Genomic DNA, 26,169 nt, shown 5'->3' on the forward strand with positions numbered 1-26,169 from the left:
GTCACCAATGCTTGAGCGTTTTATTGGAATGATATTGAGTTTGATTATTGGAAGAAGTCCAAAAGCAGATATCGTAAACAGTATGCTTGATACATCGGTTTCGAGATTAAAAACAGATGAGTTACCAATCACACATATTGGCCGTGGCTGTCATTATAAGTGGCCTGGTTGGATTGAACGCATGGAAAAGGAAGGCTTATCCTGTTCTATGTCAAGAGAAAGATGCTCACCTGACAATTCGGTTTGCGAAGGTTTTTTTTGCAGATTAAAAAATGAAATGTTCTATGGGAAATTTTGGATCGGCGTTCCCATAGAACACTTCGTACAATATCTAAATAGTTACATTAAGTGGTATAATAAAAAACGGATAAAAATTTCACTTGGAGACCTGATTCCAGTGGATTATAGACATAACCTTGAATTAGCAAGATCAGTCAAACTTTGGGATAGTCTACGCACCCCTGTCTCTTATTATTCTATTTACACTAAACTCTAGTCATAACCAATTAGTCGAAACTTATTTTTAACATTCTAATTAATTATACAATAACATTTTTTAAATTATTGATTTTATCATTGTTTTCCCCAATCATTTGATTAAGTTCTTCTATTTTCTCAAGTAATTCTTTGATTTCTATATTATCATTCATGATTGGAAGTCCGTTTACAAGGACGATGTCACCAATTTTTACTTTATATTCTTTAATCTGATCCTCATAGCCAGAAATTTGTATATTGAGTTTTGTTATCTCAGCATATTCTTTTCCTTTTTCAACAGCTTGTGCGCCCTTTGTTTTTATGTTATCTAAGAATCCCATTAACTTTTCTCCTTAAGAGTGAATTTGTAATGATTTTTTGTAAGCCGTAAAAGAAAAATAACCCCAAATTAGCAGGTAAATAATACTGCTCCAATTTAGTCTATGATACTTGAATAATGAATGTAGGATGGTGTAAATATAATCTATGGCATAAATACCAATACCAATACTTAACATACGATATTCTGATTTTGCAAATGTCAGCAAAACGCTAAGTAAAAAACCGACATATATAATTGTACCAGTTACAGAACCCATAGAAATAAAATTTTGTACATTTCTTAAAATTGCCATTATAAATAATAAAGGAATATTTATTGGAAGCAATATCTTTAGAAATTTATTACTGGAACAATACTCTTTAAAAACAATACCTACTTTTTCAATACTCATAATTTTCTCCCTTTGTATAGTTGTAAATTTATATTAAATAGTTTATCATCTTAGTATATTTACGTCAATATCCGCCCAATTATTTTCAAAAATTGATGAACGGAGTTGAATTCCTTTTTAAAAACATAAGATTCATGTTGGATACAATAAGAAAAAAGACGAAAATGAGTTTTATTCGTGGAGCCAAGGTCTAAGTTGAATAATGGAAAATGGTGCTCGTATATAAGTAGGGACACAAAAATTGAACACTCTATAATAAAGACAAAGGAGTATTCAGCATGGCGAAAAAACAAAAATCTTATAACTTTGAATTCAATTAGTAGATTATAGAACTGCATAGGAAAGCAGGCGAAGGCATCGCAGAATCATTTGACGAATATAATGTACCAAAAAGCACAATTTCTATCTGAATAGAATCTCTTTCTTCAATAACATATTTTGAAAATAGAGACTATTTCTATGAAGAAGTAAAAGGCTCTTTAGAATAAAATGAAATATTAAAAGAACCACTGCCATATTTGCCAAAAATCGATAGATGAGGAAGTGTTCTTTATTCAAACAAATCTTAATCAATATATTGTGAAATAAATGCGTAAGGTACTTAAGATTTCTTGCAGTACCCATTATTTACATTTAAAGAAATGCTTACAGAAAATCCGTGAAACATCCCTTCAATAAAAAAAGGAAATTTATGTGATAATGTTTGTATAGAGTTTAGCCATTCTATGTTAAAACAGCATAAATTCAAACTTATCCATGCTATAAGGTGTGCATGAAAAGGCATGTTGCAAGAGCCCTGACGGATAAACTTTATTTATATAAAATAATTACTTAATGTTTTCGTGAAAAAGAACTATTAGTCGTGAGCAAAAAAATAGAATAAAGGGAGAAAAAGAAATGTTAAATTTTATTATGGCAATTGTAATGATTTTATTTGGAGGAAAACTAATAATAACACCGGTAAACCAGTTAATCCGGCAATTTCCTAAAATACCATCGCCAATGGCAGCAAAAATTGGGGGAGGAATAGCCTTAATACTTGGAATAGGAATTTGCGTTGTACAAATTCTTTTGTGGCTGAAAAAAATATAATAGAAGAGTGACATACAGATTTAATTACAAAAACGGAGACTGGTTAAAAAACCATCTCCGTTTTTGTTTATAGTATAAATAAATTAGCTGGATGTATTCTGTTTTACACCAACGGATGTTTCAGAGAAACCTTGTCTTTGATACTCCAAATACCGATGTAATACCTGAAAAATCATGAAATTTACTTTAACCATCCGGCTACCCCACCCGCATTATAATATGGCAAGAGATTTTCAAGGTATCGTTTCATGAATCCGATCCGTTTCCATAAACCATTAAAATGCCACTTTTTAATCAGACGTTTCATAATTCCAATTTATTCCTGTGCTTTCATTAATAATAATACATTCCTCAAATCCATTCTCCTCACTCTATGTATTCATGGGAAGCCAAGGGACCAGTATACCATGTGATTTCTCTGTTAGAGCATATTCATGTATAGTGATAAAGCCTTACCCATAAATCAGAAATTAGCGAAAATGGCTCAAAAAATAGGTATTGACAAGAAAAGTTGTCAATGATATAATGGCACTACGGTGACAAGAAAAGTTGTCAAAAATATAAAAACCAAAAGGGGGAGACAAAGTGCCATTATACAACCGCTTAAAAGAATATCGTTCAGATATTAAAATAAACCAGTATGAAATGGGAAAGCTGGTAGGAGTTTCAAGGCAGACAATCAGCCAGATTGAGCGCGGAGATTATTCACCCTCTGTAACTTTAGCTTTAAAAATAGCAAAAGTGTTTCAGGTAGCGGTAGAAGATATATTCATTTATGAGGAGGAAGATTCAGATGAATAAAGAAAAAATTAATGAGATAAAAAAAGAGGATAAAAAGGCTTTGCATAAATTTGCCATAATAATCCTGCTTTCATTGCTGACAGGTTTATTAATTGGTGGATTATCCAACATGATATCTAATGGAATGGCTGTTAATATAGCAGATAATGTATTGAATTTTCTAAAAGGATCTTACCCGGTGGCGAACATAGTGCTTACAGTGATATTCATGCTCCCCGTTATTTATCTGTATACGAAATGCCGCAAGCTTTATCAGTTGTGGGATGGCGAGAGGGAGGAGGAGATGAACGAAATTGAAACCGGTTTAAGCTATGGGTTATGGTTCACCTCTATTTTACTGATCTTGTCCTTTTTCTTCTTTGCGGCAGGTGCTTATTTTAGCGTCCATTTCTCTGAAAATATCAATACAGCAGATCTGATTTATTGGTTTGCAGGATTTATTCTTGCGGTGGTCTGCACCATTGTATCTCAGCAGAAGATAGTTAATTTTCAAAAGGAAATGAATCCTGAAAAACAAGGAAGCATTTTTGATCAAAAGTTTGCAAAGGAGTGGGAGGAAAGCTGCGATGAGGCAGAGCAGTTACGTATTTATAAAGCTGCATACACGTCTTTCCGGGCTGTAACTGTAGCTTGTCTGGCATTATGGGTGTTTTGTGTGGTTGGAGCCAATATCTGGGATTTTGGTCTGATGCCTGTTGCTGTTATATCAATTATTTGGCTTGTACAGGTATCCAGTTATTGTATAAAATCTATTAGCCAGTCAAAATATTTATCAAAGTGATAAAAGAATATAAGTTTATAAAAGCAGAGCGCCGCATACTATTATGTTTGCAGCGCTTTTGCTTTCTTCTTTATTTAACTGTTTATCTTTCAGAATGTAAATAATCTCCTTCATAAAGTTTCCCCCATTCATATTGACTTTCCAGTTCAAGTTTGATAATATCTATTAACATACTAAATATGTGTAGATATAGGTTTTATATCTGCGCGGAATATAAAACAAACAGGGGCATTTGATTAAACGGATATTATCGATATAGTCCATCTAATGCCAACGGGAGACCAGCTATGAAAAGTCAATCATAAATTAGCAAAAAATTCTATTTCGTATCGATGGTAAAATAGGGTAACTTTAATAGAGCTCCCTGAGGGTGCTTTTTCAAAATCTATCGATATTGGTATACAGACCTCTTATTCGAGGTTAAATTCAACTTCGTCAGTGAGCATCTTCCAGATGATTCTGACTAACTTGCCGGAACAGTGCCCAAGGGCATTATAGTGAGTTCGGCCTTCTGCCCTCTTGGCATCATAATAAGCCTTGAAGGTGTCGTTGTTTCTTACAACGTTCCAAGCTGCATTTACTAAGGCATATCGCAGTACACGAGAGCCACGTTTGGACATACGAGTTCGTTTAGCCTGAAAGTTTCCAGACTGATATACGGACGGATCTAAACCAGCAAAAGCAAGCAGCTTGTTAGGACTTAAGAAACGGTGAATATCACCTATTTCACCAAGAATCATTCCGCCATTTATGTATCCGATACCAGGAATGGTCATGATGACTGATTCATTGAAATTCATGATGTCCGTCATCTCTGCTTCAATCTTATTTAATTGGCTATCCAGTAACTCGATTTGTTGAATGGTCTGGGTTATCTGAATAGATATAGCGCTGTCGTTTGCACCGACAGACTTCTGTGCCAGAACTCTTAATTCTTTGGCCTGCTCCTTTGTAAAGTGACCATGAGACTTCACTTTGAGCAGATTTGCCAGATGAGTCATATGCATGGAAGCAATCTTGTTAGGAGAAGGTGCTTCATTAAGAAGGGCATAGACAGCATTCTGATGCAGACCGGATTTAAAGAAGTATTGCAATTCCGGGAAGACCTGATCAACATAGGTTGTCAGTTGGATTTTAAGGCGGGTTCGCTGTTTTATCGTTTTCTGGCGAAAGCGTCCAAGAGCTTTTAAGTCCATCAGATCAAGATCATAGAAGCTGACGAACCGTAAGGAATCCTGCATCATTAGAGTTTTAGCAATAACGTAAGTGTCGACCTTATCTGTCTTAGTTTTGCGAATGTTGTTCTTTCGCATCTGAGACGTCTTAATAGGGTTGAGAACACACACTTTGTAAAGATTGGCAACAAGGTATCGAACAAGGTTGTCACCGTAGTGTGCCGTGGACTCAAGACCGATGATGGTGCTGTCCTTATCGAATGATTCGATTTTGGAAATCAGCAGTTGGAAGCCATCAGCGTCATTAGTGAATTTGAACGGCTCAATGAGTATCTCGCCCTCCGAAGAAACGGCAGCGGCGAAATGGTTAAGTTTGGCAATATCAATACCAACGTAAATCATGAGGTTGTACCTCCCTTTCGTAAGATCTGATACCGTGATATCCACCAGCGATTATCATCGTAGACTTGATTGAAATAAGTACTCATTGGAACAAAGTGCTCCGGTACATCCAGCATATAAACAATTCAGATAAAGGTAGCGGCAATACACTCCAGTTGAGTAGTCAAAGCTACAGGAAAAAATCAAAAGTCCACAGTATCTGAATGTATTATAACCACGATATTAAAAAGAAAGGAACGTGTGATAATTAACTTCCTAATTATCATACAAGGAAAAAATGAAGAAAAAGATATTAACAATACTATTTGCCGCAGCGATGCTGACAACAGCCTGCAGCAATAGTTCTCAAACAAAGCCAGTTGATGGCTCTGCTGCAGCTGCAGCAGGCAATGAAGTAAGTATTGAAAGCAAATCAGCTGGCACTGACCCATCTGCGATTACAAAAGGCGGAAATATTATAATTTCAGAGACTGCAGACCCTCAGAATGTGAATCCATTGTTTGTGGTGGATCAGACAAGTTTTGATATGCAGCAGGCGCTTTACAGCCCATTTTTTGAAATTGTAGGCGGGAAGATATATTATGGAAACGGCATTTCTGAACATGTAGTTTCAAACGATGACAGCAGTGAGTTCACCCTGACTTTAAAGAAAGACTTAAAGTGGCATGACGGACAGCCGATTACAGCTGACGATGTGGTATTTACCTTGCAGGTTCTGGTTGATCCTGATCAAAAGGTACCCTATTCTTCCTACGGTATGATCGACGGCAAGCCCATTGAAGCAGAAAAGGTAGATGATTTAACGGTTAAAATCAAGCTTCCTGCTTCCTCTGCCGGATTCTTAGGAGGGTTAAGCCAGATTTACTGCATACCCAAACACATATATGACGGTGTAAAAGACATCGGTTCCAGCGATTTAAACAATCGTCCGGTAGGCAGCGGCCCGTTTAAATTTACGGAATATAAGTCAGGACAATATTTTAAAGTGGAACGATTTGACGACTGGTTTAATCCGGTATATCTTGACAGCATCACCTTTAAGATTGTAAAGGATGCTAACTCAGCAAATGCAGCGTTAGCAAGCGGAGATATCAACGCCCGCCTGATCAGTCCGGAAGAATATGAGACGGTATCTGGTTATAAAAATGTAACCATCTACTCCTATAACTCTGGCCGTGTCAATGCATTATTTATGAATCAGAATAATGCTGCGCTGCAGGATGTGCGGGTACGTCAGGCGATCAGCTATGCACTTAATAAAGAAGAACTAACACAATTTGCATTTACTTCCTCGAAGTTTGCGACGCCTGCCTATTCCATACTGACTCCGGATACCTTATATTACAAAGATGATCTGACGAAATACGACAATGACCAGGCGAAAGCAAAACAGTTACTGCAGGAATCAGGACATAGTAACTTAAGCTTGAATATCATGTACATTTCCACAAATAAAACAATGGAAAACGAAGCACTGTATATCCAGTCAAAGCTCGCTGAAGCAGGTGTTACGATCAACCTAAAACCTATGGATGAATCAACCTTTAAAAATAAAATACAGGAAACGGATTCCACGGATTTTGATCTTGTCCTTCATTACTATACATTAGGAGAAGAGCCCAGCCTATATTCTGATATCGCCTCTTCTGACAGCCGCTCGAACTACTCCCGCATAAAAGATAGTGGGCTGGATGATTTATGGCAGAAGGGCAATACAGTTTCTGACGAAACAGAACGTACCAAAATATATGGAGATATTCAGACGTTGATCAATGATAATATGTATATTTATCCGATTGCATACTCCAATGGATTTTATGCAGTGGATAATGCCTTCAAAGGATTTGATAAGGCCATTCTGAAAACAATTTATTATGATTATTCCCAGATATACACCACATCAGGGCAATAAATCATGGATATAAGCACTAATTTTTAAAAATAAGGTTCTTAGTTTCGGAGGCAGACCATGAAAAAAGCAGCAAGCCGTCTTTTTCAATGTATTTTAACCATGTTCATTGTTTCAGTCATATGTTTTATTTTGGTAAAAGCAGCACCCGGAGACCCGGTTTTAATCTATGTGGAACCAAATATGAGTGAACAGTATATCGAAAGTCTGAGGGAAAGCCTTGGACTGAACAAACCGCTTTATGAGCAGTATTTTATCTGGCTTATTAAAATACTTCATGGCAATTTTGGTAATTCACTTATGAATAACCGTCCGGTACTGTCCCAGATTCTCGAACGCTTGCCAGCAACTGCTATATTAATGGGAACCAGTATGGTTCTTGGATTCCTGATCTCCGTTTTTCTGGGGCTTTATGCTGCAAAGCGTAAGAACGGATTGTTCGATAAAATAACAAGCATCCTGTGTTATGCCGGGATTTCAGTACCTACCTTCTGGTTTGGGATTCTTCTCATTTACGTATTCAGTGTAAATAAGAGGATTCTTCCAAGCATTGGGATGCACAGTGAAGGTGTCACCTCGTTTTCGGATCTGCTTTTACATCTGATCATGCCTTGTGCGGTGCTTACCTTTGTAAATTCCGCACAATACATTCAGTATCTCAGAAGCAGCACCATAACTGAATTATCCTCCGATTATGTCATGGTCCAAAAGGCATATGGCATGAAGGGGTCTGGCATTCTTTTCCGGCATGTACTAAAGAATGCCATTCTCCCTATGATCACCGTACTGGGAATGAGCGTGCAGTCTCTGGTATCCGGTGCAATCATTACCGAGCAGGTTTTTGCCTGGCCGGGGATCGGACAGCTTGCAGTTACTGCCGTTACCCAGTTTGATTATCCTCTGATCATGGGAATTACCATGTTCACTGCACTCCTTGTGGTGATTGGGAATCTGCTGGCTGATATTCTTTATGCTGTTTTTGATCCGAGGATTCGGAAAGCAAACTACTAAGGAGACAGACAAATGAGAGAGAATCTATTAAAAAATTTAAAAACAGGTTTTAAAACCAACCGGCTGGCAGTCCTTGGCGCAGCAGTAATTGTCCTGTTTACTCTGTTTTCTGCGTTTGCATTTCTTTATCCTGTAGACCCTAACGCGATCAGTGTTACGAACCGGCTGGCGGCTCCTGGTTTTAGGCATCCCTTTGGCACCGATGATATGGGAAGAGATTATTTTGCAAGGTGTCTTTACGGAGGAAGATCTTCCCTTTTGGTTGGCTTTCTGTCCATGATCTTGTCAACCTCTATAGGCGTTGCAGTCGGGTCAGTCAGCGGGTTTATCGGTGGGAAAACCGATGCGGTTCTAATGCGTCTTGTAGATGCTCTTATGAGCCTGCCAACCTTTTTGATCATGGTGGTAATGAATGCTTATTTTGAGCCGGGAATCAAAAATGTGATATTTATCATCGGTTTTCTGACATGGATGAATATTGCCCGTATTGTCCGGGGAGAGACAATTTCCCTGAACCAGCGGGAATATGTCATCTATTCCAGGATTTCCGGTCAGAAAAGAAGGCATATCATTTTTCAGCATATTATTCCAAACATCATGCCTACCATCATTGTTTCAGCTACCATGAACATTGCAAATGCAATTTTAATGGAATCGGCGCTCAGCTTTTTCGGTCTTGGAATCGTTCCGCCCACAGCCTCCTGGGGAAGCATGCTAAGCAAAGCCCAAGGATATATTGCAACAGCTCCCTACCTTGCTTTTTTTCCAGGTCTTCTTATACTGCTTACCGTCATCAGCTTTAATTATCTGGGTGAGGTAACAAGAAAAATATTTGAACCTAAATAGGAGGATCACCATGGATACATTATTGAAAGTCGAAGATTTAGCGGTATCGTTTTACAGTGAATCTGGTGAGACGAAAGCAGTAAAAAATGCCGGTTTCCACATAAAAAAAGGGGAATTTTTCGGGATTGTGGGAGAGTCTGGAAGCGGCAAAAGCGTAGCTGCCAAAAGTATTCTAAGACTATTACCGAAAAACGGAAGAATAAATGGCGGTTTGATTCAGTTTGAGGGGAGAGATCTCTTAAATCAAAGTGAAAAAGAACTTCAGGCAGTCAGAGGCAGGGAAATATCCATTGTTTTTCAGGACTCCCTTTCTGCATTAAATCCGGTCTATACGATTGGGAACAAGCTGATAGAGTTGCTTCGCCGCAACCAAAAGATGACAAGGTCGCAGGCAAAAGCGCGTGCCATTGAATTACTGGCGGCAGTTGGCATCAATGATCCGGAAAAACACTTAAAAAGCTATCCCCATGAGTTATCCGGAGGAATGCGCCAGCGTGTTATGATAGCAATGGCTATCAGCAGCAGTCCGAAGCTGATGATTGCAGATGAACTCACCACGGCTCTTGATGTGACCATTCAGGCTCAGATTCTAAGTTTGTTAAAAAAAATACAAAAAAGCTCTGGAATGAGTGTAATTTTGATTACTCATGATCTTGGAGTTGTTGCACAGATGTGCAGCAGGATTGCTGTCATGTGCGGCGGATACGTGGTAGAAGAGGGAGGGGCAGAGGATATCTTTTTTCATCCGTATCACCCATATACACAGGCGCTGATCGCAAGTATGCCCAAAGTAGGAGATGAGCCATTTGTCCCCTTCTTGGAAAAACCGGTTTATGATAAGGAAGGGGATTTATGTCCGTTTCTGAATCGGTGCAGTAAAGCAGATAAGCGGTGCGAGCAAAGCCTTCCTGAATTTTATCAGGGTCATGAGTCCCATTATATCCGGTGCCATAGAAAAGGAGAAAGTGAAAAATGGGAGAAACATTAATAGAAGTAAAAGACTTAGAACTTCATTTTAAGCAGAAATCCTCCAAATTGTTTTCCTTTCATTCGGACTGCTTAAAAGCGGTTGATAAAGTGAGCTTTACCATAAAAAAAGGAGAGACCTTTGGGCTGGTGGGAGAATCCGGCAGCGGGAAATCCACCATCGGGAAAGCGATTCTTCGGTACTATACGCCCACCGGAGGAGAGATCTATTATCAGGGAACGGAAATCGGCCACAGAAAAGAGAGCCAGATGCTTCCTTACCGCAAAAAGATGCAGTCTGTTTTTCAGGACCCCTATTCCTCTCTTGATCCAAGCCACACCATTCGGGAGATCATTTGCGAACCCATGGAAATCCACAGACTTTATACGGCCGCAGAAAGAAAGGAAAAAGCGGAAAAACTGATTGAAGTGGTTGGATTAAAAAAGGTTGATCTTTATAAATATCCACATGAATTCAGCGGTGGGCAAAGGCAGCGAATATCCATTGCCCGTGCCTTATCGGTACAGCCGGAATTTGTTGTATGTGATGAACCGATCTCAGCCCTTGACGTTTCCCTGCAGGCTCAGATCATTCATTTGCTGGAGGAACTTCAGGATCAGTATGGACTGACTTACTTATTCATCAGTCACCAGCTGCAGGTTGTCCAGAAACTGTGTGACCGGATCGGCGTCTTATATCTGGGAAGTATTCTGGAAACTTCGGATTCGGCTGCTCTTTATAAAAAACCGCTGCACCCATATACGAAAATGCTGATTTCCTCCATACTTCCGCCTGATCCTACGGTAAATGCTCTGGATGAAATTGTAATAGAAAGCGGCGTCCAGAAACGGACAGAGGGAGGCTGCAAATTTAAAAACCGCTGTCAAAGCTGTATGGAGAGATGCAGGCATGAACCACCCTCTTTGAAAGAAGCAGAACCAGGGCACTGGGTAGCTTGCCACCTATATGAAAAGTCCCATGAAATTACTGGATCGTAAAATTATAAAATAATAGAAAAAGACTTGGAAGGGATCAAAATCATGGAATTCTTGCCAGGTCTTTTTCTGTTTGGCGTAGCAAAATCCAAATAGGAGTGGTATAATAAAAGAAAATGCAAAGGATAAGGAGCAAAAAATAAACGATATATGGATAAATTTCAAGCACTAAAGCATTATTTCGGTTACGATTGTTTCCGGGAAGGCCAGGAGCAGCTCATTGACGGGATTCTGGAAGGAAAAGATGCCCTTGGAATTATGCCCACCGGCTCGGGAAAGTCTCTGTGTTTTCAAATTCCGGCTCTTATGATGGAAGGAATCACACTGGTCATATCCCCTTTGATATCCCTTATGAAGGACCAGGTAACAACTCTCAATCAGGCAGGCATTCACGCCGCATATCTTAACAGTTCTCTGACTGCAAATCAGTACTATAAGGCCCTTAGCTATGCAAGGGAAGGGCGATATCCCATTATTTATGTAGCACCGGAACGTCTTATGACGGACGAGTTTTTAGATTTTGCGCTTCACACGAAGATTTCCATGATTGCGGTTGATGAGGCCCATTGTGTCTCCCAGTGGGGACAGGATTTCAGGCCAAGTTATTTAAAGATCCTGAATTTTGTAGAAAAGCTTCAGGAGAGGCCGGTGATCAGCGCATTTACTGCCACTGCAACCAAAGAGGTTCGGGAAGATGTGATCGATATTCTGATGCTGCGTGAACCGGTGATCGTATCCACCGGTTATGACAGGCCCAATCTGTATCTGGGCGTGCAGACTCCAAAGGATAAGTATGCCACCCTGAAAAATTATGTGGAATGCCATCCGGGCCAGTGCGGAATCATATACTGTCTGACCAGAAAGCTGGTGGAGGAAGTGTGCGATAAGCTGAATGTAGATGGATTTTCAGCAACCAGATATCATGCGGGACTAAGTGACGCAGAACGAAGAAAGAACCAGGATGATTTTATCTTTGACAGAAATCCCATTATGGTGGCAACCAATGCATTCGGTATGGGAATCGATAAATCAAATGTAAGATTTGTCATCCATTATAATATGCCGAAGAATCTGGAATCCTATTATCAGGAAGTCGGCCGCTGCTCCAGAGACGGAGAACCGGGAGAATGTATTCTTTTGTACAGCGGGCAGGATGTAATGACCAATCAGATGTTTGTGGATAATAATCAGGACAACCAGGAGCTTGATCCTCTGACCCGGCGGATCGTAATAGAACGTGACCGGGAAAGGCTTAAAAAGATGACATTTTATTCCTATACCAATGAATGCTTAAGAGATTATATTTTAAGGTACTTTGGGGAATATGGCGAGAACTATTGCGGCAATTGTTCCAATTGTTTAAGCCAGTTTGAATCTGTGGATGTGACGGCAATTTCCAAGGCTTTGATTGGCTGTGTGGAGTCAAGCAGACAGCGTTATGGCACTACAGTTATCATTGATACCGTCCATGGGGCCAACACTGTGAAGATCCGTAATTACCAGATGGATAAAAACCCTTATTACGGCTCCCTTTCAAAGGTTCCTTCCTATAAGCTCCGGCAGGTCATGAATCATTTGCTTTTAAATGATTACCTGGCGGTAACCAACGATGAATATGCCATCGTAAAACTGACGGAGCAATCAGAAACCATACAGAAAGATCAGGAAACCATAGTCATGAAGATGGCAAAGGAGCAGGAGCCTGCATCAAAAGAAAAAGGCAGCAAAAAAATAAAAAAATCTAGCAGTGCAGCTGCAGAGCTTACAAAAGAAGATGAAATCATTTTTGAAAAGCTGAGAAATCTGCGTATGAAAATCGCCAAAGAGGAAAAAGTCCCCCCTTATATCGTATTTTCAGATAAAACCCTGTTACATATGGCTGTTATAAAGCCAAAGACAAAAGAAGAAATGCTTTCCGTATCCGGAGTGGGAGAATTTAAGGTGGAGAAGTATGGGCATTCCTTCCTTGAGATTTTTTAAAATAGAAAAGTAATTAAAGAATAAATAAATGAGGCAGTTCATGGAAAGACTACCTGTATTAAGGTACAGGAGGAATGAACATGAAGCGGTTTATGATGATTATGCTTGTGACAGCCCTTGCGGTGAGTCTTACGGGCTGCAGTTATAATTCAGGCAAAGACAATAAAAAAGCAGAAGGGTCATCGGCTGAGACCAATGCGGCAAAGGAAGCCCAGGCCACAGCAGAAGCAGCGGCTGCTGCTACCAGATACCAGACTCCGGAGCTGACGTTTCGTTATGGGGAAGTCAACGGGGAAGATAATATTAATACCCGAACCGGATATAAATTTGCTGAATATGTGGATGAGCTGTCGAATGGACGTATCAATATTGAGATCTATCCCAATCATGCTTTGGGTGATGAAAGAACATCATTGAGAGATCTGCGCAGAGGCGGCAGAAACATTGATATGTACCGTGCCAATACCAATGCGCTGACCGGATATGGATTTAAAAATCTCAATCTGTTTGCTCTTCCTTACGTTTTTAACAGCCGTGAGGGAATGTGGAAAGTTTTAGAGGATGAAGAACTTGGCCAGGCATTCCTGTCAGAAGGTACAGAGGTTGGTGCTAATATGATGGGCCTGTTTTATACGGATGAGGGTGCGAGGAATTTATTTAGCACGAGACAGATAAACGGGTTAGAGGATTTAAAAGGAATGAGAATCCGTGTTCCGGAATCGGTTCTTGTGATGGACATTCTTTCTGCCCTGGGGGCACGTCCGATTCCCATGCCCTACAATGAGTTAAAGGATGCTTTGATTCATGGCAATGTAGAAGGAGCGGAAAATCCTTTAACCGCCTATATGTCCAATAAATTTTATGAGATTGCACCTTATTACTTATTGACCGGGCATGCTTACAGCCCGGGAATTGTTTTGATGGCAGAAGAAAAATGGAATGCTTTAAGCGAAGAAGATCAAAAGATCCTTTTAGAGGCGGGGCGGAGAGCTTCCGAATGGAATAAGGCTGCCATTGTAGAAGAGGAAGCAAGGCTTATGAAAGAGTTGGTGGAAAAAGGAGTGACCATAACTGAATTAACACCGGAAGAGATGCAGCAGGCCAGGGATCTTGAAGAAATTGTCCGGGTAAGTTTTACACCAGGGCTGGGCGAGCTTTTAAATAGAATCATTGAAACACAGAATTAACCGGTTGAAGGGGCGAAAGTGGAAGCATTCATTTTTGCCTCTTTAAATTTGTCTCCTTCTATTCAATGGCCGGTAACTGTGTTATTATGAAAAAAACCAAGTGAGAAGGAGGAAGCATGAAATTTTTTCATTTGTCTGATTTACATATAGGAAAACAATTGATTGGACGGAGCCTGAAGGAAAATCAGGAAGCGGTATTAAAGCAGATCGTGGATTATGCAGATAAGATTCATCCGGAGGCAGTTCTGATTTGCGGAGATATCTACGACAAAACAGTGCCGTCTGGAGAAGCGTATACCATCTTCGGCAATTTTCTGGATGCTCTCTCAGAAATAAAACCGAAGATTACGGTCCTTATCATAGCAGGAAATCACGACTCTCCGGAACGGCTTTCTTATGCCGGTTCATTCTTAGAAAAACACAGCATTCATTTATCCGTGTTTCCGCCCAAACGTCCGGAGGAACATTTAAAAAAGGTGGTTTTGCAGGATGAATATGGACCCGTCAACTTTTATCTGTTACCGTTTTTAAAGCCCGGATATGTCCGGCAGCTATTAGTGGAAAATCCGCCGGATGGATATGAAAGTGCAGTACGGGCAGTCCTTGAACGGGAAATGATAGATGAAAAAGAGAGAAATGTGATTTTGTCCCACCAGTTTTATACAGGAAGCGGAAAAGACCCGGAGACCTGTGAATCCGAGCAGGCCGTGATTATGGCAGGCGGCCTGGACCGGGTAGATGCTTCGGTTTTATCTAAATTTGATTATGCAGCTTTGGGTCATATCCACGGTTCCCAAAAGGTACTGCAAGATACCATCCGCTATTGCGGAACCCCCTATAAATACTCTGTCAGTGAGGAACACCACAAAAAATCAATCACAGTGGTAACTTTAAATAAAAAAGGAGATGCTCCTGAATTAGAGTTTCTTCCTCTTTCAGGAATTCAGGATGTCAGGCGGGAACGGGGAAGTCTTGTGGAGCTTCTGGAGCGGGCAACAGAGGATAAAAGACACGATTTTGTGAGCATTACCCTGACAGATGATGAGGAACCATACCGTATCAGAGAACGTCTGGAGGAAGTTTACGACCATTTGCTGGAACTTCGGGTGGACAATGAACGGACCAGAAGGATTCTTACGGAACAAGGCGATATGGTTCCTGTTTTAAATCCCTTAGAAGCCTTCCGGCAGTTTTACAAAGCCATAAGGAATGAAGAGATGACACCGGCGGTTCAGAAGGTTATGGAGGAAATCGTCCAGGAAGCAAAGGAGGAGGAAGGCTTATGAAACCACTGAAACTGGTCATGTCCGCCTTCGGTTCATACGGAGGAACGGAAATCGTGGATTTTGAAACGATCAGTCATGGCATCTTTCTGATTACCGGAGATACAGGGGCGGGAAAGACCACTATATTTGACGCCATATCCTTTGCCCTTTTCGGAGAAACCAGCGGTCAAAGGCGGGAGCCATCCATGATGCGGAGTCAGTATGCTTCAGAGAATGAGGAAACCTGTGTTTCTTTCGTGTTTTCTGAGCGGGGGAAGGTCTATGAGATAAACAGAAGTCCTTCTTACACCAGAATCAGCAAGAGAAAGAATAAAAACGGAGAGTATACGGGGGTGCTGGTCCCTGCAAAAGCTGCCCTGTTTCTTCCTGACGGATCGGAATATCCGGGAAATATAAGGGATATCAACTTAAAACTTCAGGAGATCATTGGTGTGGACCAGAATCAGTTTTCCCAGATTGCCATGATCGCCCAGGGAGATTATCTAAAGCTGCTTCATGCGTCATCAAAGGAACGAAAAGAAATTTTTTCCAGGATATTCAATACAGGTATCTTCAGCCGGATCCAGATGAAATTAAAAGAAAAGAATCATTTCTATTACGGAAAGCTGGAAGATAACAGAATGCTTTGTATTCATGAGCTGAAGCATATGGAATTTCTGGAGGATAGTAAATATTTTTCCGAATGGCAGGAGCTTTTGGAATTTAAAGAAACAAAGACAGAGAAAATCAAAGAGTTTTTAAATCAGGTTTTAGAAGAAATACAGGAAAAGGAACAAAAGCTTCATAAGAAGCAGGAAGAAACAGGAAACCTGCTGTTGGAGACAAAAGGCCATCTAAGCCTTGCCGAAGAGACCAATAAGTTATTTGATGTACTGGGGGAAGCCCAGAACCGAGTAATGCTTTTGGAGGACCAAAAGGAGTTATGGCATCAAAAAAAGGAACGCTTAAAAAAAGCCGGACTGGCGGAGAAGATAAGCGGAGCGGCCAGGCAAGCGGCTGAAAAGAAGAGGGAATATGAAAGCGCCTATCATAGGACGGAGCTGTTAAAAAGGGAACTGGAATCTCTCATTCAGGGGCTTGAAACAGTCAGGGCAGAAGCAGAAAACCGAAAGAAAACAGCGGACAGGGAAATTCCCGGTCTTCAGGCAAGTATCAACCGGCTGCAGGAAGCCATGCCTCTTTATGCCAGATGGAAAGAGGAATGGAAGGCATATGAGCAGTTAAAAAAGGAAGAAAGAGAGGCCGTCACCTTATTAAAGCGGTATGAAGCAGAGCTTACGGAATGCAAAAACCGGATTGCCCTTCATGAAGCCGGAAAGGAGGCATTGGAGAAACAGGCAAATGAACTGCCGGAAGTGATTCAAAAAAAGCATGAACTCACAGAACGGCAGCAGGCAATGGAGAATCTCCAATCCGCCTGGACGGATTATTTAAAGGCGCAGATGAATGCCGAACAGTGTCAGGCAGCAGCGGCAAAAGCACAAAAGAACTATATGCAGGCCGAAGAAATTTACAATGACAGATATAATGTGTTTCTGGCACTTCAGGCAGGAATTATGGCAGATACTTTAATGGAAGGAAATCCATGTCCGGTGTGCGGCTCCACCCATCATCCGCAAAAAGCCAGCTTATCTCATGACCCAGTTACTCAGGATATGGTAGAACAGGCCAAAACAGCCAGAAACCGGGCGGATGGCCTCCGTTCGACGGCAGTGGAAGCCAGCATTAAGGCATTGGAAAACTGCCGGCACCAGGAAGAATACATAAAAAAAGAAATGAAAAAGTGGCTGGAAGACGATTCTTCTTTTCATCAGTTGGAAAACCGGCTGACGGAGGAAATAAATCAGGGAAAGTATTTGCTGATTCAAGTGAGAGAACGTGAAAAGGCATCCCAGGAAGCCGGTCAACGTCTCAATGAGCTTTTGGAGAATTTAAAAGCCGACCGAAAAAAACTGGATGAACTGGAACCCAAAATAGAGGAGGCAAGAAACTTCTGGCAGGAAAGGAATTTAAAAGCCGCCGCATCTCTGGTGCAGGTCAATCAATTAAAAGAACGGCTGCCGTATCCGGAAGAAAAAGAAGCTGCTAATCACATAAAAATGCTCCAGAACAGGATCAGTGAACTTCAAAGGTCTGCAGATTCTGTGAATGAACAATACCGCCGGGCTACAGAAGAAGTGAAAGAAAGAACCGGCCGTCTTTCTTCAGAAATGGAGAACCTGGAATCCAGAAACCTGCTTGCAAAGCAGGCAGCAGATGATTATAAGGAAGCGTTAAAGGCCATGGGCTTTGAAAGCGAAGAAGCATATCAGGAAGCGAAACAGCCGGCACATATCATGGAAGCATGGGAAAAAGAAATTGGGAAGTATGAAAATGACCTTTTAAGGAGCCGAACCATTTTGGAAGAATATCGAAAACAGACAAAAGGGCGGGAAAGAATCGATCTTCTTCCGTGGAGAGAAAAAGCAGAGGCTCTTCAAGAAAAGCAGCAGCTTCTGCAAAAAGAGGAGTCTGCAGTTGCCGGTATCTGCAGCAAGATGAAACAGGCTTACGAAACGCTGAACCGTCTGTGGAAGGAGAGAGAGCGGCTGGAAGAAGAATATGGGCTTTATCATAACCTTTACCGGACGGCCAACGGAAAATTAACTGTCAGTCTTGATTTTCAGACCTATGTTCAGCGGCAGTATTTCAACCAGATGATACAGGCGGCCAACCGTAGGTTAAACGAGATGACGGATGGGCAGTTCCTGCTTAAATGCAGAGAATTTGAGGCCCTTGGAAAGCAGGGAGAGGTAGGTCTGGATCTTGATGTATACAGTATGGCAACGGGCAGGGTGCGTGATGTAAAAACTCTTTCCGGCGGAGAATCTTTTATGGCAGCGCTTGCCATGGCACTTGGTATGTCAGATATCATACAGAGAACCGCAGGGAACGTATCCATGGATGCCCTTTTTATTGACGAAGGTTTTGGTTCCCTTGATGAGGAATCCAGAATGAAAGCAGTGCGCATACTGAGAGAACTGGCAGGGGAGCGCCGGTTGATCGGTATTATTTCTCATGTGACCGAATTAAAAGAACAGATCGGAAAAAAGATTATAGTAAAGAAGAATGAAAAGGGAAGCAGGATTTTTCTTGATTTGGACGGGAAGGGTTATTGAATCATTTAATGATATACTTCTGCTGCTACAAAGGAATGGACGAAACAAGGAATCTATTCTATAATATATGGTGCAGCAAACAAGAGTTCACCCATAGAAAGGAACGATACGATGTTAAAATGTGAGAGAAGCAGCGTAATGAATATAGAGAATGCGATCCGTGGAGCGAGAAACCCAATGAACAGTTGGGACCGTATGGACAGCAGCTACGATGAAGAAGGAAATTACATATTGGGCCCCAAAGATCTGGGACTGGCCAGAAGGCTCAGGAAAGCAGGAAGTGACCACCGCAAATACATCCGCCAGATAATCGTATCTGTGGATATTACGGCTCCCCTGTACTGGTGGAAGGAATATGATACTTATAAGGTATCAACGGTAGCAAACTCAACCAGCACCATGCATAAGATTCACAGCAAGCCTTTTGAACGGAATGATTTCAGTCATGATCATATGACGGAGCAGACTCTTTTATTTATGGATACGGTAGTTGCTGAGCTTGAGAAGATCCGTCTCCGTTATCTGGAGACAAAAAGCAAAGAAGACTGGTATGACATGATCCAGCTTCTTCCTTCCAGCTACAATCAGATGCGGACATGCACTTTGAATTATGAAACGCTGATCAATATGTATTTTGCAAGGAAGAACCACAAGCTTTTGGAATGGCACACATTCTGCAGCTGGATCGAAGGTCTTCCATACGCAAAGGAATTGATTCTTGCAGAAGAATAAGTAAAGGAAAGGATAAATCGGCTTATGAATCTTATTGTTGCAGTGGATAAACAGTGGTCCATCGGCAATCAGGGCCAGCTGCTCGTTTCCATTCCGGAAGACAAAAAGCTTTTCCGGGAGGAAACCCTTGGAAAAGTAATTGTAATGGGAAGAAAAACCCTGGAAAGTCTTCCGGGAAAGCAGCCCTTATATGGAAGAACCAATATTGTGCTGACCAGAAATCAGGATTATAAAGCAAAAGGTGCCCTTATCTGCCACAGTCTTTTGGAGGTTATGGAGGAACTGAAAAAGTACCGGAAAGAAGATTGCTTTATTATTGGCGGCCAGAGCATCTACGAACAGTTTCTGCCATATTGCAATACGGCGCATGTAACATATATTGATTATCTTTACAGTGCGGATACTCATTTCCCAAATCTGGATGAAGATAGGGGATGGGCACTGACAGCAGAGAGTGAAGAACAGACTTATTTTGACTTGTGCTATACGTTTCGCATGTACCAAAGAAAAAATATGGTATAAAATCCAGAAAAAATGTTTGTTAAAAATTTAATGATATTTTTTAAACATATTGTCTTTGTTCTTTAAAAATGGTAAGATGATAGAAGTAGCACGGACCGGAACGTATCAAAAGCGCTCTGTAAAGGGGTACGGGTATATTCATGAAGACTTTAGGAGGATAAAGATGTATAGGATTTTAAAAGCGGAGATGTTAGCTGACAAGATCTATCTGATGGATGTGGAAGCACCTCGGATTGCCAAAGCCTGCCAGCCTGGTGAATTTGTTATCGTTAAGGTGGATGACAGAGGGGAGAGGATTCCCCTGACTATTTGTGATTATGATCGTGAAAAAGGATCGATTACAATTGTATTTCAGACCGTGGGTTCCAGTACGGAAAAGATGGCCGTTTTAAAAGCCGGTGACAGCTTTGAAGATGTGGTAGGGCCTTTGGGTAACCCATCTGAATTTGTCCATGAAGATATAGAAGAATTAAAGAAGAAAAAGTTCTTATTTGTAGCCGGTGGTGTTGGAACCGCTCCAGTTTATCCACAGGTGAAATGGATGAAGTCACACGGCATTGATGTTGACGTTATCATCGGTTCTAAAACTAAGAATCTTCTTATTCTTGAAAAAGAAATGAGAGAACAGGCAGGTAATTTATACGTTACCACAGACGATGGTTCCTATGAAAGAAAAGGAATGGTTACAGAAGTGATCAAGGACCTGGTACAGAACCAGGGGAAAAAGTACGATGTGTGCGTAGCCATTGGACCGATGATCATGATGAAGTTCGTCTGTCTTTTAACAAAGGAGTTAGAGATACCAACCATTGTAAGCTTGAACCCGATCATGGTAGACGGAACAGGTATGTGCGGTGCCTGCCGGATCACGGTTGGCGGTGAAGTGAAGTTTGCCTGTGTAGACGGACCTGAATTTGACGGACATTTGGTGAACTTTGATGAAGCCATGAAGCGTCAGACGATGTATAAGTCGGAGGAAGGCCGCTCTATTTTAAAAGCAATTGAAGGGGATACCCATCATGGCGGCTGTGGTCAATGTGGAGGTGAAGAGTAATGGACGTTTTAAAGAAAGTACCTGTAAGAGAACAGGATCCAAAGGTAAGAGCAACGAACTTTGAAGAAGTTTGTCTGGGTTATAATGAAGAAGAAGCCAGAGAAGAAGCAGCCCGCTGCATCAAGTGTAAGAATCCAAGATGCGTAGCCGGCTGCCCTGTATCCATAAACATTCCGGGATTTATCAAAGAAGTGGAAGAAGGCAATATAGAAGCAGCAGCGAAAGTTATCGCACAGTCTTCCGCACTTCCGGCAGTATGCGGACGTGTATGCCCCCAGGAGAGCCAGTGTGAAGGCGTATGTATCCGTGGAATCAAAGGGGAACCGATCTCCATCGGAAAGCTGGAGCGCTTTGTAGCAGACTGGTCCAGAGAGCACGGTATCGTGCCGGAAGCTCCGAAAAAGAAAAACGGTAAGAAAGTTGCTGTTATAGGTTCCGGCCCATCGGGACTTACCTGTGCAGGAGATCTTGCGAAGCTGGGTTATGAAGTTACGATCTTTGAAGCACTGCATGAGCCAGGTGGTGTTTTGACTTATGGGATTCCGGAATTCCGTCTTCCAAAAGCGGGCGTTGTTCAGCCGGAGATCGATAATGTTAGAAAACTTGGTGTAACCATTGAAACGAATGTAATTGTAGGTAAATCAGTCACCATTGATGAACTTTTTGAAGAAGAAGGCTATCAGGCTGTGTTCATTGGTTCAGGAGCTGGTCTTCCCATGTTCATGGGAATCCCTGGAGAGAATGCAAACGGTGTATTCTCAGCCAATGAATATTTAACCAGAAGCAATTTGATGAAGGCATTCCGTGATGATTATGATACGCCCATCGCAGCAGGCAAAAAGGTTGCAGTTGTAGGCGGCGGAAACGTAGCCATGGATGCGGCCAGAACTGCTCTTCGTCTTGGCGCAGAAGTTCATGTTGTATATAGAAGAAGTGAAGCAGAGCTTCCTGCCAGAGCCGAAGAAGTGCACCATGCAAAAGAAGAAGGCATTATCTTTGATCTGCTTACGAATCCGGTTGAGATCCTTACCGATGAAAAGGGCTGGGTCAATGGAATGAAGTGTGTAAGAATGGAACTTGGCGAAGCGGATGCCTCTGGAAGAAGAAGACCGGTAGAGGTAGAAGGATCTGAATTTGTCATCGATGTAGATACGGTGATCATGTCTTTGGGAACATCACCGAATCCTTTGATTTCCAATACAACCAAAGGACTGGAAATCAATAAGCGCAGATGCATCATTGCTGAGGAAGCTACTGGAAAGACCAGCAAGGAAGGGGTCTATGCAGGCGGAGATGCGGTAACTGGAGCTGCAACTGTAATTCTTGCAATGGAAGCCGGACGTGCCGGTGCAAGAGGCATTCATGAATACCTTTCTGCAAAAGAATAATTAATATATTTAAAGAGGGCCGCCGTCTGGCGGCCTTTTTTTGAAACGGAGTACAGCTATTTATGAACAAAAAAGTTGATTTACTGAACGGAAATATTTTCTCCTCTTTAACAGGACTTGCTCTTCCCATTATGGTTACTGCCATGCTGCAGATGGCGTATAACTTAACGGATATGGCCTGGCTTGGATTTGTGGGATCTGATGCGGTTGCTGCCGTAGGGGCTGCCGGTATGTATGTCTGGCTCTCTCAGGGAGTGTCTGCGCTTGCCAGAATGGGAGGTCAGGTTAAGGTTGCCCATGCTTTAGGCAGCAAAAGGCCGGAAGAGGCAGCAAGATACGCATCTGCCGCTTTGCAGATGGGAATTCTATTCGCTCTTCTTTTTGGAGCGGTTTCATTTTTTGGGGCAAAGCCTTTGATTGGTTTTTTTGGATTAAAGCATGCTTCTATTGTCAATAATGCCCAGATCTATTTAAAGATTACCTGCGGGCTTATTTTTTTCTCTTTCTTAAATGCGATAATTACCGGGATCATGACTGCAATGGGGGACAGCAGGACTCCGTTATTTGCCAATGTTGTGGGACTGGTTTTGAATATTGTGCTGAATCCCTTGCTGATATTTGGATTTGGTCCATGGAAGGGCTTTGGAGTGGCAGGATCTGCGATAGCCACCGTACTGGCTCAGCTTATTGTTACTCTGGTATTTTTATTGTTCTTACGAAAAGACCGTTTGCTCTTTGATAAAGTTAAGATATTTCAGCGCCTTTCCTGGGATTACAGGAAAGAGATCATTAGAATTGGGCTTCCTGCCTCCATACAAAATCTGATTTATACCAGCATATCCATGATACTGACCCGGTTTGTGGCTGGATTTGGAGATACGGCAGTGGCGGTTCTCCGGGTGGGAAATCAGATTGAATCCATCTCCTGGATGACAGCCGATGGCTTTGCAGCCGCCATCAATTCTTTTATCGGACAGAATTACGGAGCAGGGCAGTATCATAGGGTAAAGAAAGGATATGCCACAGCAGTCAGGTTGATGGCAGTATGGGGATTATTGTGCACTGCATTGTTGATTTTCCTGCCTTCTCAGATATTTGGAGTGTTCATACATGAGGCGGATGTAATTCCGTTGGGGGTCCGTTATCTGGTGATTCTTGGAGTGTCACAGATGTTCATGTGTATCGAACTAACGACCATCGGAGCTCTTTCCGGGTTGGGAAGAACCTTGTTATGCTCCGTCATCAGTATTTTGTTTACTTCCGCAAGAATTCCTCTTGCCATAATTTTAAGCAATACTTCCCTGGGGCTTGATGGAATCTGGTGGGCAATTGCTATCTCCAGCATAATAAAAGGAATATTATTTTTCTTTTGTTTTCTTCTGGTTTCAAAAAAGCTTTCAAAAGGTAAAAGGCCTGTGGTCCAGTTTCATTCAAATATAAAAAAAGTCTAAAATTTATAAAATAGGACTTGAATTATACCCCTGTTTTACGTTAACATATAGAGTAGAAAATACGGTGAAAAGGAACTGATGATGAAACGAAAAATACTCATGAATGATGCAAAAAAGAATGCCAAGGTACTTCGAAAGTTTTTTTTCAGTATGATGATAGGAATGATGGTTTTCAGCCAGACCGTCCCGGCTTATGCGACCTCAAAGGCCGAGAAGGAAAAGCTGGAAGCACAAAAAAAGATGGAAGAGGCGAATCAAAAAGCCAAGGAAGCGGAAAGCAAGAAAAGTGAAGCTCAAAGCCAGGTCACCAAGCTTACCTCCGATCTGACCGCACTTTTGTCAGATATTACGGTTCTTGAAAATGATATGGCAAATAAAGAAGCTGAGATCAAACAGGCAGAAGCCGACTATGAAGAAGCAAAGAAAGAAGAAGAAAAACAGTATGATGCCATGAAAAAGAGAATTCAGTATATGTATGAAAAAGGAGATACCGAATATCTGGATATTTTTCTACATGTAAAAAACATGTCTGATCTTCTCAATAAAGCGGAGTATGTGGAAGGCATTTATACTTATGACCGTAAGATGTTAGTAAACTTTCAGGAAACCAAACAGAAGGTTGCTGACTACAAGGATGACCTTGAAGAGGACAAGGCCGAGATGGAAGGCATGAAGCTGGAATATAAAGAACAGCAGGACCAGCTTGAAACTCTTATCAGCAAGAAGAAAAAGGAAGTTTCCAATTTTGACAGCCAGCTGGCACAGGCAAAGCAGGATGCTGCTGTATATGCGAAGACTGTAGCCAAGAAGAATGAAGAGATCAAAAAGGCGAAGGCAGAAGAAGCAAGAAAGAAAGCCGCAGAGGAAGCCCGGAAAAAGGCAGAAGCAGATGCGAGGAAGAAAGCCGCTTCAACCACTGGAAGATCCTCCAGTGCCAGCAACAAATATTCTGGCCCTTCCGCTTCAAAAAGCAGCGGCGGAACCGCTCAGGGACGAGCCATTGCAGATTACGGACTTCAGTTTTTAGGAAATCCCTATGTCTTTGGAGGTACCAGCCTGACTGGCGGTGCAGACTGTTCTGGGTTTGTACAAGGTGTTTACAGACATTTTGGTTACAATCTGCCAAGAACATCCACACAGCAGCGTTCCGCAGGCAGGGAGGTGCCCTACTCAGAAGCGCAGCCGGGAGACTTGATTTGTTATGCAGGACATATAGCCATTTATATCGGCAATGGACAGATCGTCCATGCAAGCACTCCCAAGACAGGAATTAAAGTAGGAACAGCCACTTATCGTACTATTTTATCGGTCAGAAGGATTGTATAAGTTACATATAATATAAAAAACCGGAAAGCGGAGTAATAGAAATCCCGTTTTCCGGTTTTTGTTTGGAACAAAAAACACTTGCGGAATTCGACATTATATGAGAAAATGTAATCAAGTATGATGTGATATATTTAACAAAGTACTTTTCACAATTATTACTTATTCGAAAGGAGTTTTAACATGATTTATTCACAGGAAGTAGAAGAGATGTGCATAGTGGCACAGGGCGTTCATCACGGCGCTGCTCCAATCCCAGAAGAAGCGAAATGGGTAAAATCTAAAGAAGTTAAAGATATCTCCGGTTTGACACATGGCGTTGGCTGGTGTGCTCCACAGCAGGGTGCATGCAAGCTGACTCTTAATGTAAAAGAGGGTATTATCCAGGAAGCATTAATAGAGACAATCGGTTGCTCCGGTATGACACATTCTGCAGCTATGGCAGCAGAAATTATGCCAGGTTTAACTGTTTTAGAAGCGTTAAATACAGACCTTGTTTGTGATGCAATCAACACTGCTATGAGAGAACTGTTCTTACAGATCGCATACGGCAGAACTCAGAGTGCATTTTCAGAAGATGGTCTTCCAGTAGGTGCGGGCCTGGAAGACTTGGGAAAAGGCCTTCGTTCACAGGTTGGAACCATGTATGGTACTTTAAAGAAAGGTCCTCGTTATTTGGAAATGGCAGAAGGTTATGTAACTGGTATTGCTCTTGATGATGAAGATCAGATCATTGGCTATCAGTTTGTAAGCCTTGGAAAGATGACCGACTTTATCAAGAAGGGTGATGATCCGAATACCGCTTGGGAAAAGGCAAAAGGACAGTACGGCCGTGTAGCTGACGCTGTAAAGATCATTGACCCAAGACACGAATAATCGGTTGGACGGGAGACATTTG

The 26,169-nt window shown here is 41.6% G+C and carries 23 protein-coding genes; 20 read left to right on the forward strand and 3 right to left on the reverse strand.

The genetic code is table 11. The features are described 5' to 3' along the window. Positions 1-7: 7 nt before the first annotated feature. A complete protein-coding gene (locus ACLTWA_RS09625; protein WP_412328115.1) occupies positions 8-496 on the forward strand; it encodes a transposase in 489 nt (162 codons plus the stop codon). Between the two features lie 43 nt (positions 497-539). On the opposite strand, the gene ACLTWA_RS09630 is transcribed toward ACLTWA_RS09625, so the two are convergent. Together ACLTWA_RS09630 and ACLTWA_RS09635 are read right to left on the reverse strand one after the other, a co-directional pair. Beyond that, entirely contained in the window at positions 540-818 is a 279-nt protein-coding gene (locus ACLTWA_RS09630; RefSeq protein ID WP_412327488.1) for a hypothetical protein, read from the reverse strand. 12 nt (positions 819-830) lie between these two features. After that, a complete protein-coding gene (locus ACLTWA_RS09635) occupies positions 831-1,211 on the reverse strand; it encodes a hypothetical protein (RefSeq protein ID WP_412327489.1) in 381 nt (126 codons plus the stop codon). Between the two features lie 897 nt (positions 1,212-2,108). On the opposite strand from ACLTWA_RS09635, the gene ACLTWA_RS09640 reads away from it, so the two are divergent. The 3 genes from ACLTWA_RS09640 (at position 2,109) to ACLTWA_RS09650 (ending at position 3,885) form a co-directional block, all read left to right on the forward strand. Continuing rightward, positions 2,109-2,303, forward strand: a complete 195-nt coding sequence (locus ACLTWA_RS09640) for a hypothetical protein (protein WP_412327490.1) — start codon at positions 2,109-2,111, stop codon at positions 2,301-2,303. Positions 2,304-2,888: 585 nt separating this feature from the next. Then, on the forward strand, positions 2,889-3,104 hold the full coding sequence (locus tag ACLTWA_RS09645; RefSeq protein ID WP_412327491.1) for a helix-turn-helix transcriptional regulator: 216 nt from the start codon (positions 2,889-2,891) through the stop codon (positions 3,102-3,104). Next, positions 3,097-3,885 carry a DUF3169 family protein gene (locus ACLTWA_RS09650; protein ID WP_412327492.1) on the forward strand — a complete coding sequence of 263 codons (789 nt, stop codon included), beginning with the start codon at positions 3,097-3,099 and terminating at the stop codon, positions 3,883-3,885. Before ACLTWA_RS09645 ends, ACLTWA_RS09650 begins: the two co-directional genes overlap by 8 nt. 410 nt (positions 3,886-4,295) lie before the next feature. Here the strand turns inward: ACLTWA_RS09650 and ACLTWA_RS09655 are convergent, their stop codons facing one another. Next, entirely contained in the window at positions 4,296-5,462 is a 1,167-nt protein-coding gene (locus ACLTWA_RS09655; RefSeq protein WP_412327493.1) for an IS110 family transposase, read from the reverse strand. Positions 5,463-5,739: 277 nt separating this feature from the next. On the opposite strand from ACLTWA_RS09655, the gene ACLTWA_RS09660 reads away from it, so the two are divergent. The 16 genes from ACLTWA_RS09660 (at position 5,740) to ACLTWA_RS09735 (ending at position 26,147) form a co-directional block, all read left to right on the forward strand. Further along, positions 5,740-7,374 carry an ABC transporter substrate-binding protein gene (locus ACLTWA_RS09660; RefSeq protein WP_412327494.1) on the forward strand — a complete coding sequence of 545 codons (1,635 nt, stop codon included), beginning with the start codon at positions 5,740-5,742 and terminating at the stop codon, positions 7,372-7,374. A 57-nt stretch (positions 7,375-7,431) separates the two neighbouring features. After that, complete coding sequence (locus tag ACLTWA_RS09665) at positions 7,432-8,382, forward strand: ABC transporter permease (protein ID WP_412327495.1); 951 nt, start codon at positions 7,432-7,434, stop codon at positions 8,380-8,382. A 12-nt stretch (positions 8,383-8,394) separates the two neighbouring features. Then, on the forward strand, positions 8,395-9,228 hold the full coding sequence (locus ACLTWA_RS09670; RefSeq protein WP_412327496.1) for an ABC transporter permease: 834 nt from the start codon (positions 8,395-8,397) through the stop codon (positions 9,226-9,228). 10 nt (positions 9,229-9,238) lie between these two features. Next, positions 9,239-10,216: an ABC transporter ATP-binding protein gene (locus ACLTWA_RS09675; protein WP_412327497.1), complete on the forward strand. Its 978-nt coding sequence runs from the start codon at positions 9,239-9,241 to the stop codon at positions 10,214-10,216. Further along, complete coding sequence (locus ACLTWA_RS09680; protein ID WP_412327498.1) at positions 10,201-11,193, forward strand: ABC transporter ATP-binding protein; 993 nt, start codon at positions 10,201-10,203, stop codon at positions 11,191-11,193. Before ACLTWA_RS09675 ends, ACLTWA_RS09680 begins: the two co-directional genes overlap by 16 nt. A gap of 147 nt (positions 11,194-11,340) precedes the next feature. Then, the gene (gene recQ, locus ACLTWA_RS09685; RefSeq protein ID WP_412327499.1) at positions 11,341-13,170 is read left to right on the forward strand and encodes a DNA helicase RecQ; all 1,830 of its coding nucleotides are present in this window, start codon (positions 11,341-11,343) and stop codon (positions 13,168-13,170) included. 80 nt (positions 13,171-13,250) lie between these two features. Further along, positions 13,251-14,357, forward strand: a complete 1,107-nt coding sequence (locus ACLTWA_RS09690; protein ID WP_412327500.1) for a TRAP transporter substrate-binding protein — start codon at positions 13,251-13,253, stop codon at positions 14,355-14,357. A gap of 116 nt (positions 14,358-14,473) precedes the next feature. After that, the gene (locus ACLTWA_RS09695; RefSeq protein ID WP_412327501.1) at positions 14,474-15,643 is read left to right on the forward strand and encodes an exonuclease SbcCD subunit D; all 1,170 of its coding nucleotides are present in this window, start codon (positions 14,474-14,476) and stop codon (positions 15,641-15,643) included. Next, the gene (locus ACLTWA_RS09700; protein ID WP_412327502.1) at positions 15,640-18,801 is read left to right on the forward strand and encodes an AAA family ATPase; all 3,162 of its coding nucleotides are present in this window, start codon (positions 15,640-15,642) and stop codon (positions 18,799-18,801) included. Before ACLTWA_RS09695 ends, ACLTWA_RS09700 begins: the two co-directional genes overlap by 4 nt. 111 nt (positions 18,802-18,912) lie before the next feature. Beyond that, positions 18,913-19,533, forward strand: a complete 621-nt coding sequence (locus ACLTWA_RS09705) for a hypothetical protein (protein ID WP_412327503.1) — start codon at positions 18,913-18,915, stop codon at positions 19,531-19,533. A gap of 24 nt (positions 19,534-19,557) precedes the next feature. Then, positions 19,558-20,055, forward strand: coding sequence for a dihydrofolate reductase (locus ACLTWA_RS09710; protein ID WP_412327504.1), 498 nt, complete (start codon positions 19,558-19,560; stop codon positions 20,053-20,055). 163 nt (positions 20,056-20,218) lie between these two features. Next, positions 20,219-21,109 carry a sulfide/dihydroorotate dehydrogenase-like FAD/NAD-binding protein gene (locus tag ACLTWA_RS09715; RefSeq protein ID WP_412327505.1) on the forward strand — a complete coding sequence of 297 codons (891 nt, stop codon included), beginning with the start codon at positions 20,219-20,221 and terminating at the stop codon, positions 21,107-21,109. Then, positions 21,109-22,497 carry an NADPH-dependent glutamate synthase gene (gltA, locus tag ACLTWA_RS09720; protein WP_412327506.1) on the forward strand — a complete coding sequence of 463 codons (1,389 nt, stop codon included), beginning with the start codon at positions 21,109-21,111 and terminating at the stop codon, positions 22,495-22,497. Before ACLTWA_RS09715 ends, gltA begins: the two co-directional genes overlap by 1 nt. Before the next feature lie 62 nt (positions 22,498-22,559). Next, positions 22,560-23,948, forward strand: coding sequence for an MATE family efflux transporter (locus ACLTWA_RS09725; protein WP_412327507.1), 1,389 nt, complete (start codon positions 22,560-22,562; stop codon positions 23,946-23,948). Positions 23,949-24,026: 78 nt separating this feature from the next. Next, on the forward strand, positions 24,027-25,274 hold the full coding sequence (locus ACLTWA_RS09730; RefSeq protein WP_412327508.1) for an NlpC/P60 family protein: 1,248 nt from the start codon (positions 24,027-24,029) through the stop codon (positions 25,272-25,274). 180 nt (positions 25,275-25,454) lie between these two features. Further along, on the forward strand, positions 25,455-26,147 hold the full coding sequence (locus ACLTWA_RS09735) for an iron-sulfur cluster assembly scaffold protein (RefSeq protein WP_412327509.1): 693 nt from the start codon (positions 25,455-25,457) through the stop codon (positions 26,145-26,147). Positions 26,148-26,169 lie beyond the last annotated feature (22 nt).

Source organism: Lacrimispora sp. (assembly GCF_046972725.1).
Lineage (GTDB): Bacteria > Bacillota > Clostridia > Lachnospirales > Lachnospiraceae > Lacrimispora.

Excerpts from the sequence above, each read along its gene's own strand:
- ACLTWA_RS09640 (WP_412327490.1), top strand. The coding sequence starts at position 2,109 with ATGTTAAATTTTATTATGGCAATTGTAATGATTTTATTTGGAGGAAAA.
- ACLTWA_RS09660 (WP_412327494.1), top strand. The coding sequence starts at position 5,740 with ATGAAGAAAAAGATATTAACAATACTATTTGCCGCAGCGATGCTGACA.
- ACLTWA_RS09725 (WP_412327507.1), top strand. The coding sequence starts at position 22,560 with ATGAACAAAAAAGTTGATTTACTGAACGGAAATATTTTCTCCTCTTTA.
- ACLTWA_RS09735 (WP_412327509.1), top strand. The coding sequence starts at position 25,455 with ATGATTTATTCACAGGAAGTAGAAGAGATGTGCATAGTGGCACAGGGC.
- ACLTWA_RS09630 (WP_412327488.1), bottom strand. The coding sequence starts at position 818 with ATGGGATTCTTAGATAACATAAAAACAAAGGGCGCACAAGCTGTTGAA.
- gltA (WP_412327506.1), top strand. The coding sequence starts at position 21,109 with ATGGACGTTTTAAAGAAAGTACCTGTAAGAGAACAGGATCCAAAGGTA.
- ACLTWA_RS09625 (WP_412328115.1), top strand. The coding sequence starts at position 8 with ATGCTTGAGCGTTTTATTGGAATGATATTGAGTTTGATTATTGGAAGA.
- ACLTWA_RS09635 (WP_412327489.1), bottom strand. The coding sequence starts at position 1,211 with ATGAGTATTGAAAAAGTAGGTATTGTTTTTAAAGAGTATTGTTCCAGT.
- ACLTWA_RS09730 (WP_412327508.1), top strand. The coding sequence starts at position 24,027 with ATGATGAAACGAAAAATACTCATGAATGATGCAAAAAAGAATGCCAAG.
- ACLTWA_RS09715 (WP_412327505.1), top strand. The coding sequence starts at position 20,219 with ATGTATAGGATTTTAAAAGCGGAGATGTTAGCTGACAAGATCTATCTG.
- ACLTWA_RS09650 (WP_412327492.1), top strand. The coding sequence starts at position 3,097 with ATGAATAAAGAAAAAATTAATGAGATAAAAAAAGAGGATAAAAAGGCT.
- ACLTWA_RS09690 (WP_412327500.1), top strand. The coding sequence starts at position 13,251 with ATGAAGCGGTTTATGATGATTATGCTTGTGACAGCCCTTGCGGTGAGT.
- ACLTWA_RS09680 (WP_412327498.1), top strand. The coding sequence starts at position 10,201 with ATGGGAGAAACATTAATAGAAGTAAAAGACTTAGAACTTCATTTTAAG.
- ACLTWA_RS09695 (WP_412327501.1), top strand. The coding sequence starts at position 14,474 with ATGAAATTTTTTCATTTGTCTGATTTACATATAGGAAAACAATTGATT.
- ACLTWA_RS09710 (WP_412327504.1), top strand. The coding sequence starts at position 19,558 with ATGAATCTTATTGTTGCAGTGGATAAACAGTGGTCCATCGGCAATCAG.
- ACLTWA_RS09705 (WP_412327503.1), top strand. The coding sequence starts at position 18,913 with ATGTTAAAATGTGAGAGAAGCAGCGTAATGAATATAGAGAATGCGATC.
- ACLTWA_RS09670 (WP_412327496.1), top strand. The coding sequence starts at position 8,395 with ATGAGAGAGAATCTATTAAAAAATTTAAAAACAGGTTTTAAAACCAAC.
- ACLTWA_RS09665 (WP_412327495.1), top strand. The coding sequence starts at position 7,432 with ATGAAAAAAGCAGCAAGCCGTCTTTTTCAATGTATTTTAACCATGTTC.
- recQ (WP_412327499.1), top strand. The coding sequence starts at position 11,341 with ATGGATAAATTTCAAGCACTAAAGCATTATTTCGGTTACGATTGTTTC.
- ACLTWA_RS09655 (WP_412327493.1), bottom strand. The coding sequence starts at position 5,462 with ATGATTTACGTTGGTATTGATATTGCCAAACTTAACCATTTCGCCGCT.
- ACLTWA_RS09675 (WP_412327497.1), top strand. The coding sequence starts at position 9,239 with ATGGATACATTATTGAAAGTCGAAGATTTAGCGGTATCGTTTTACAGT.
- ACLTWA_RS09700 (WP_412327502.1), top strand. The coding sequence starts at position 15,640 with ATGAAACCACTGAAACTGGTCATGTCCGCCTTCGGTTCATACGGAGGA.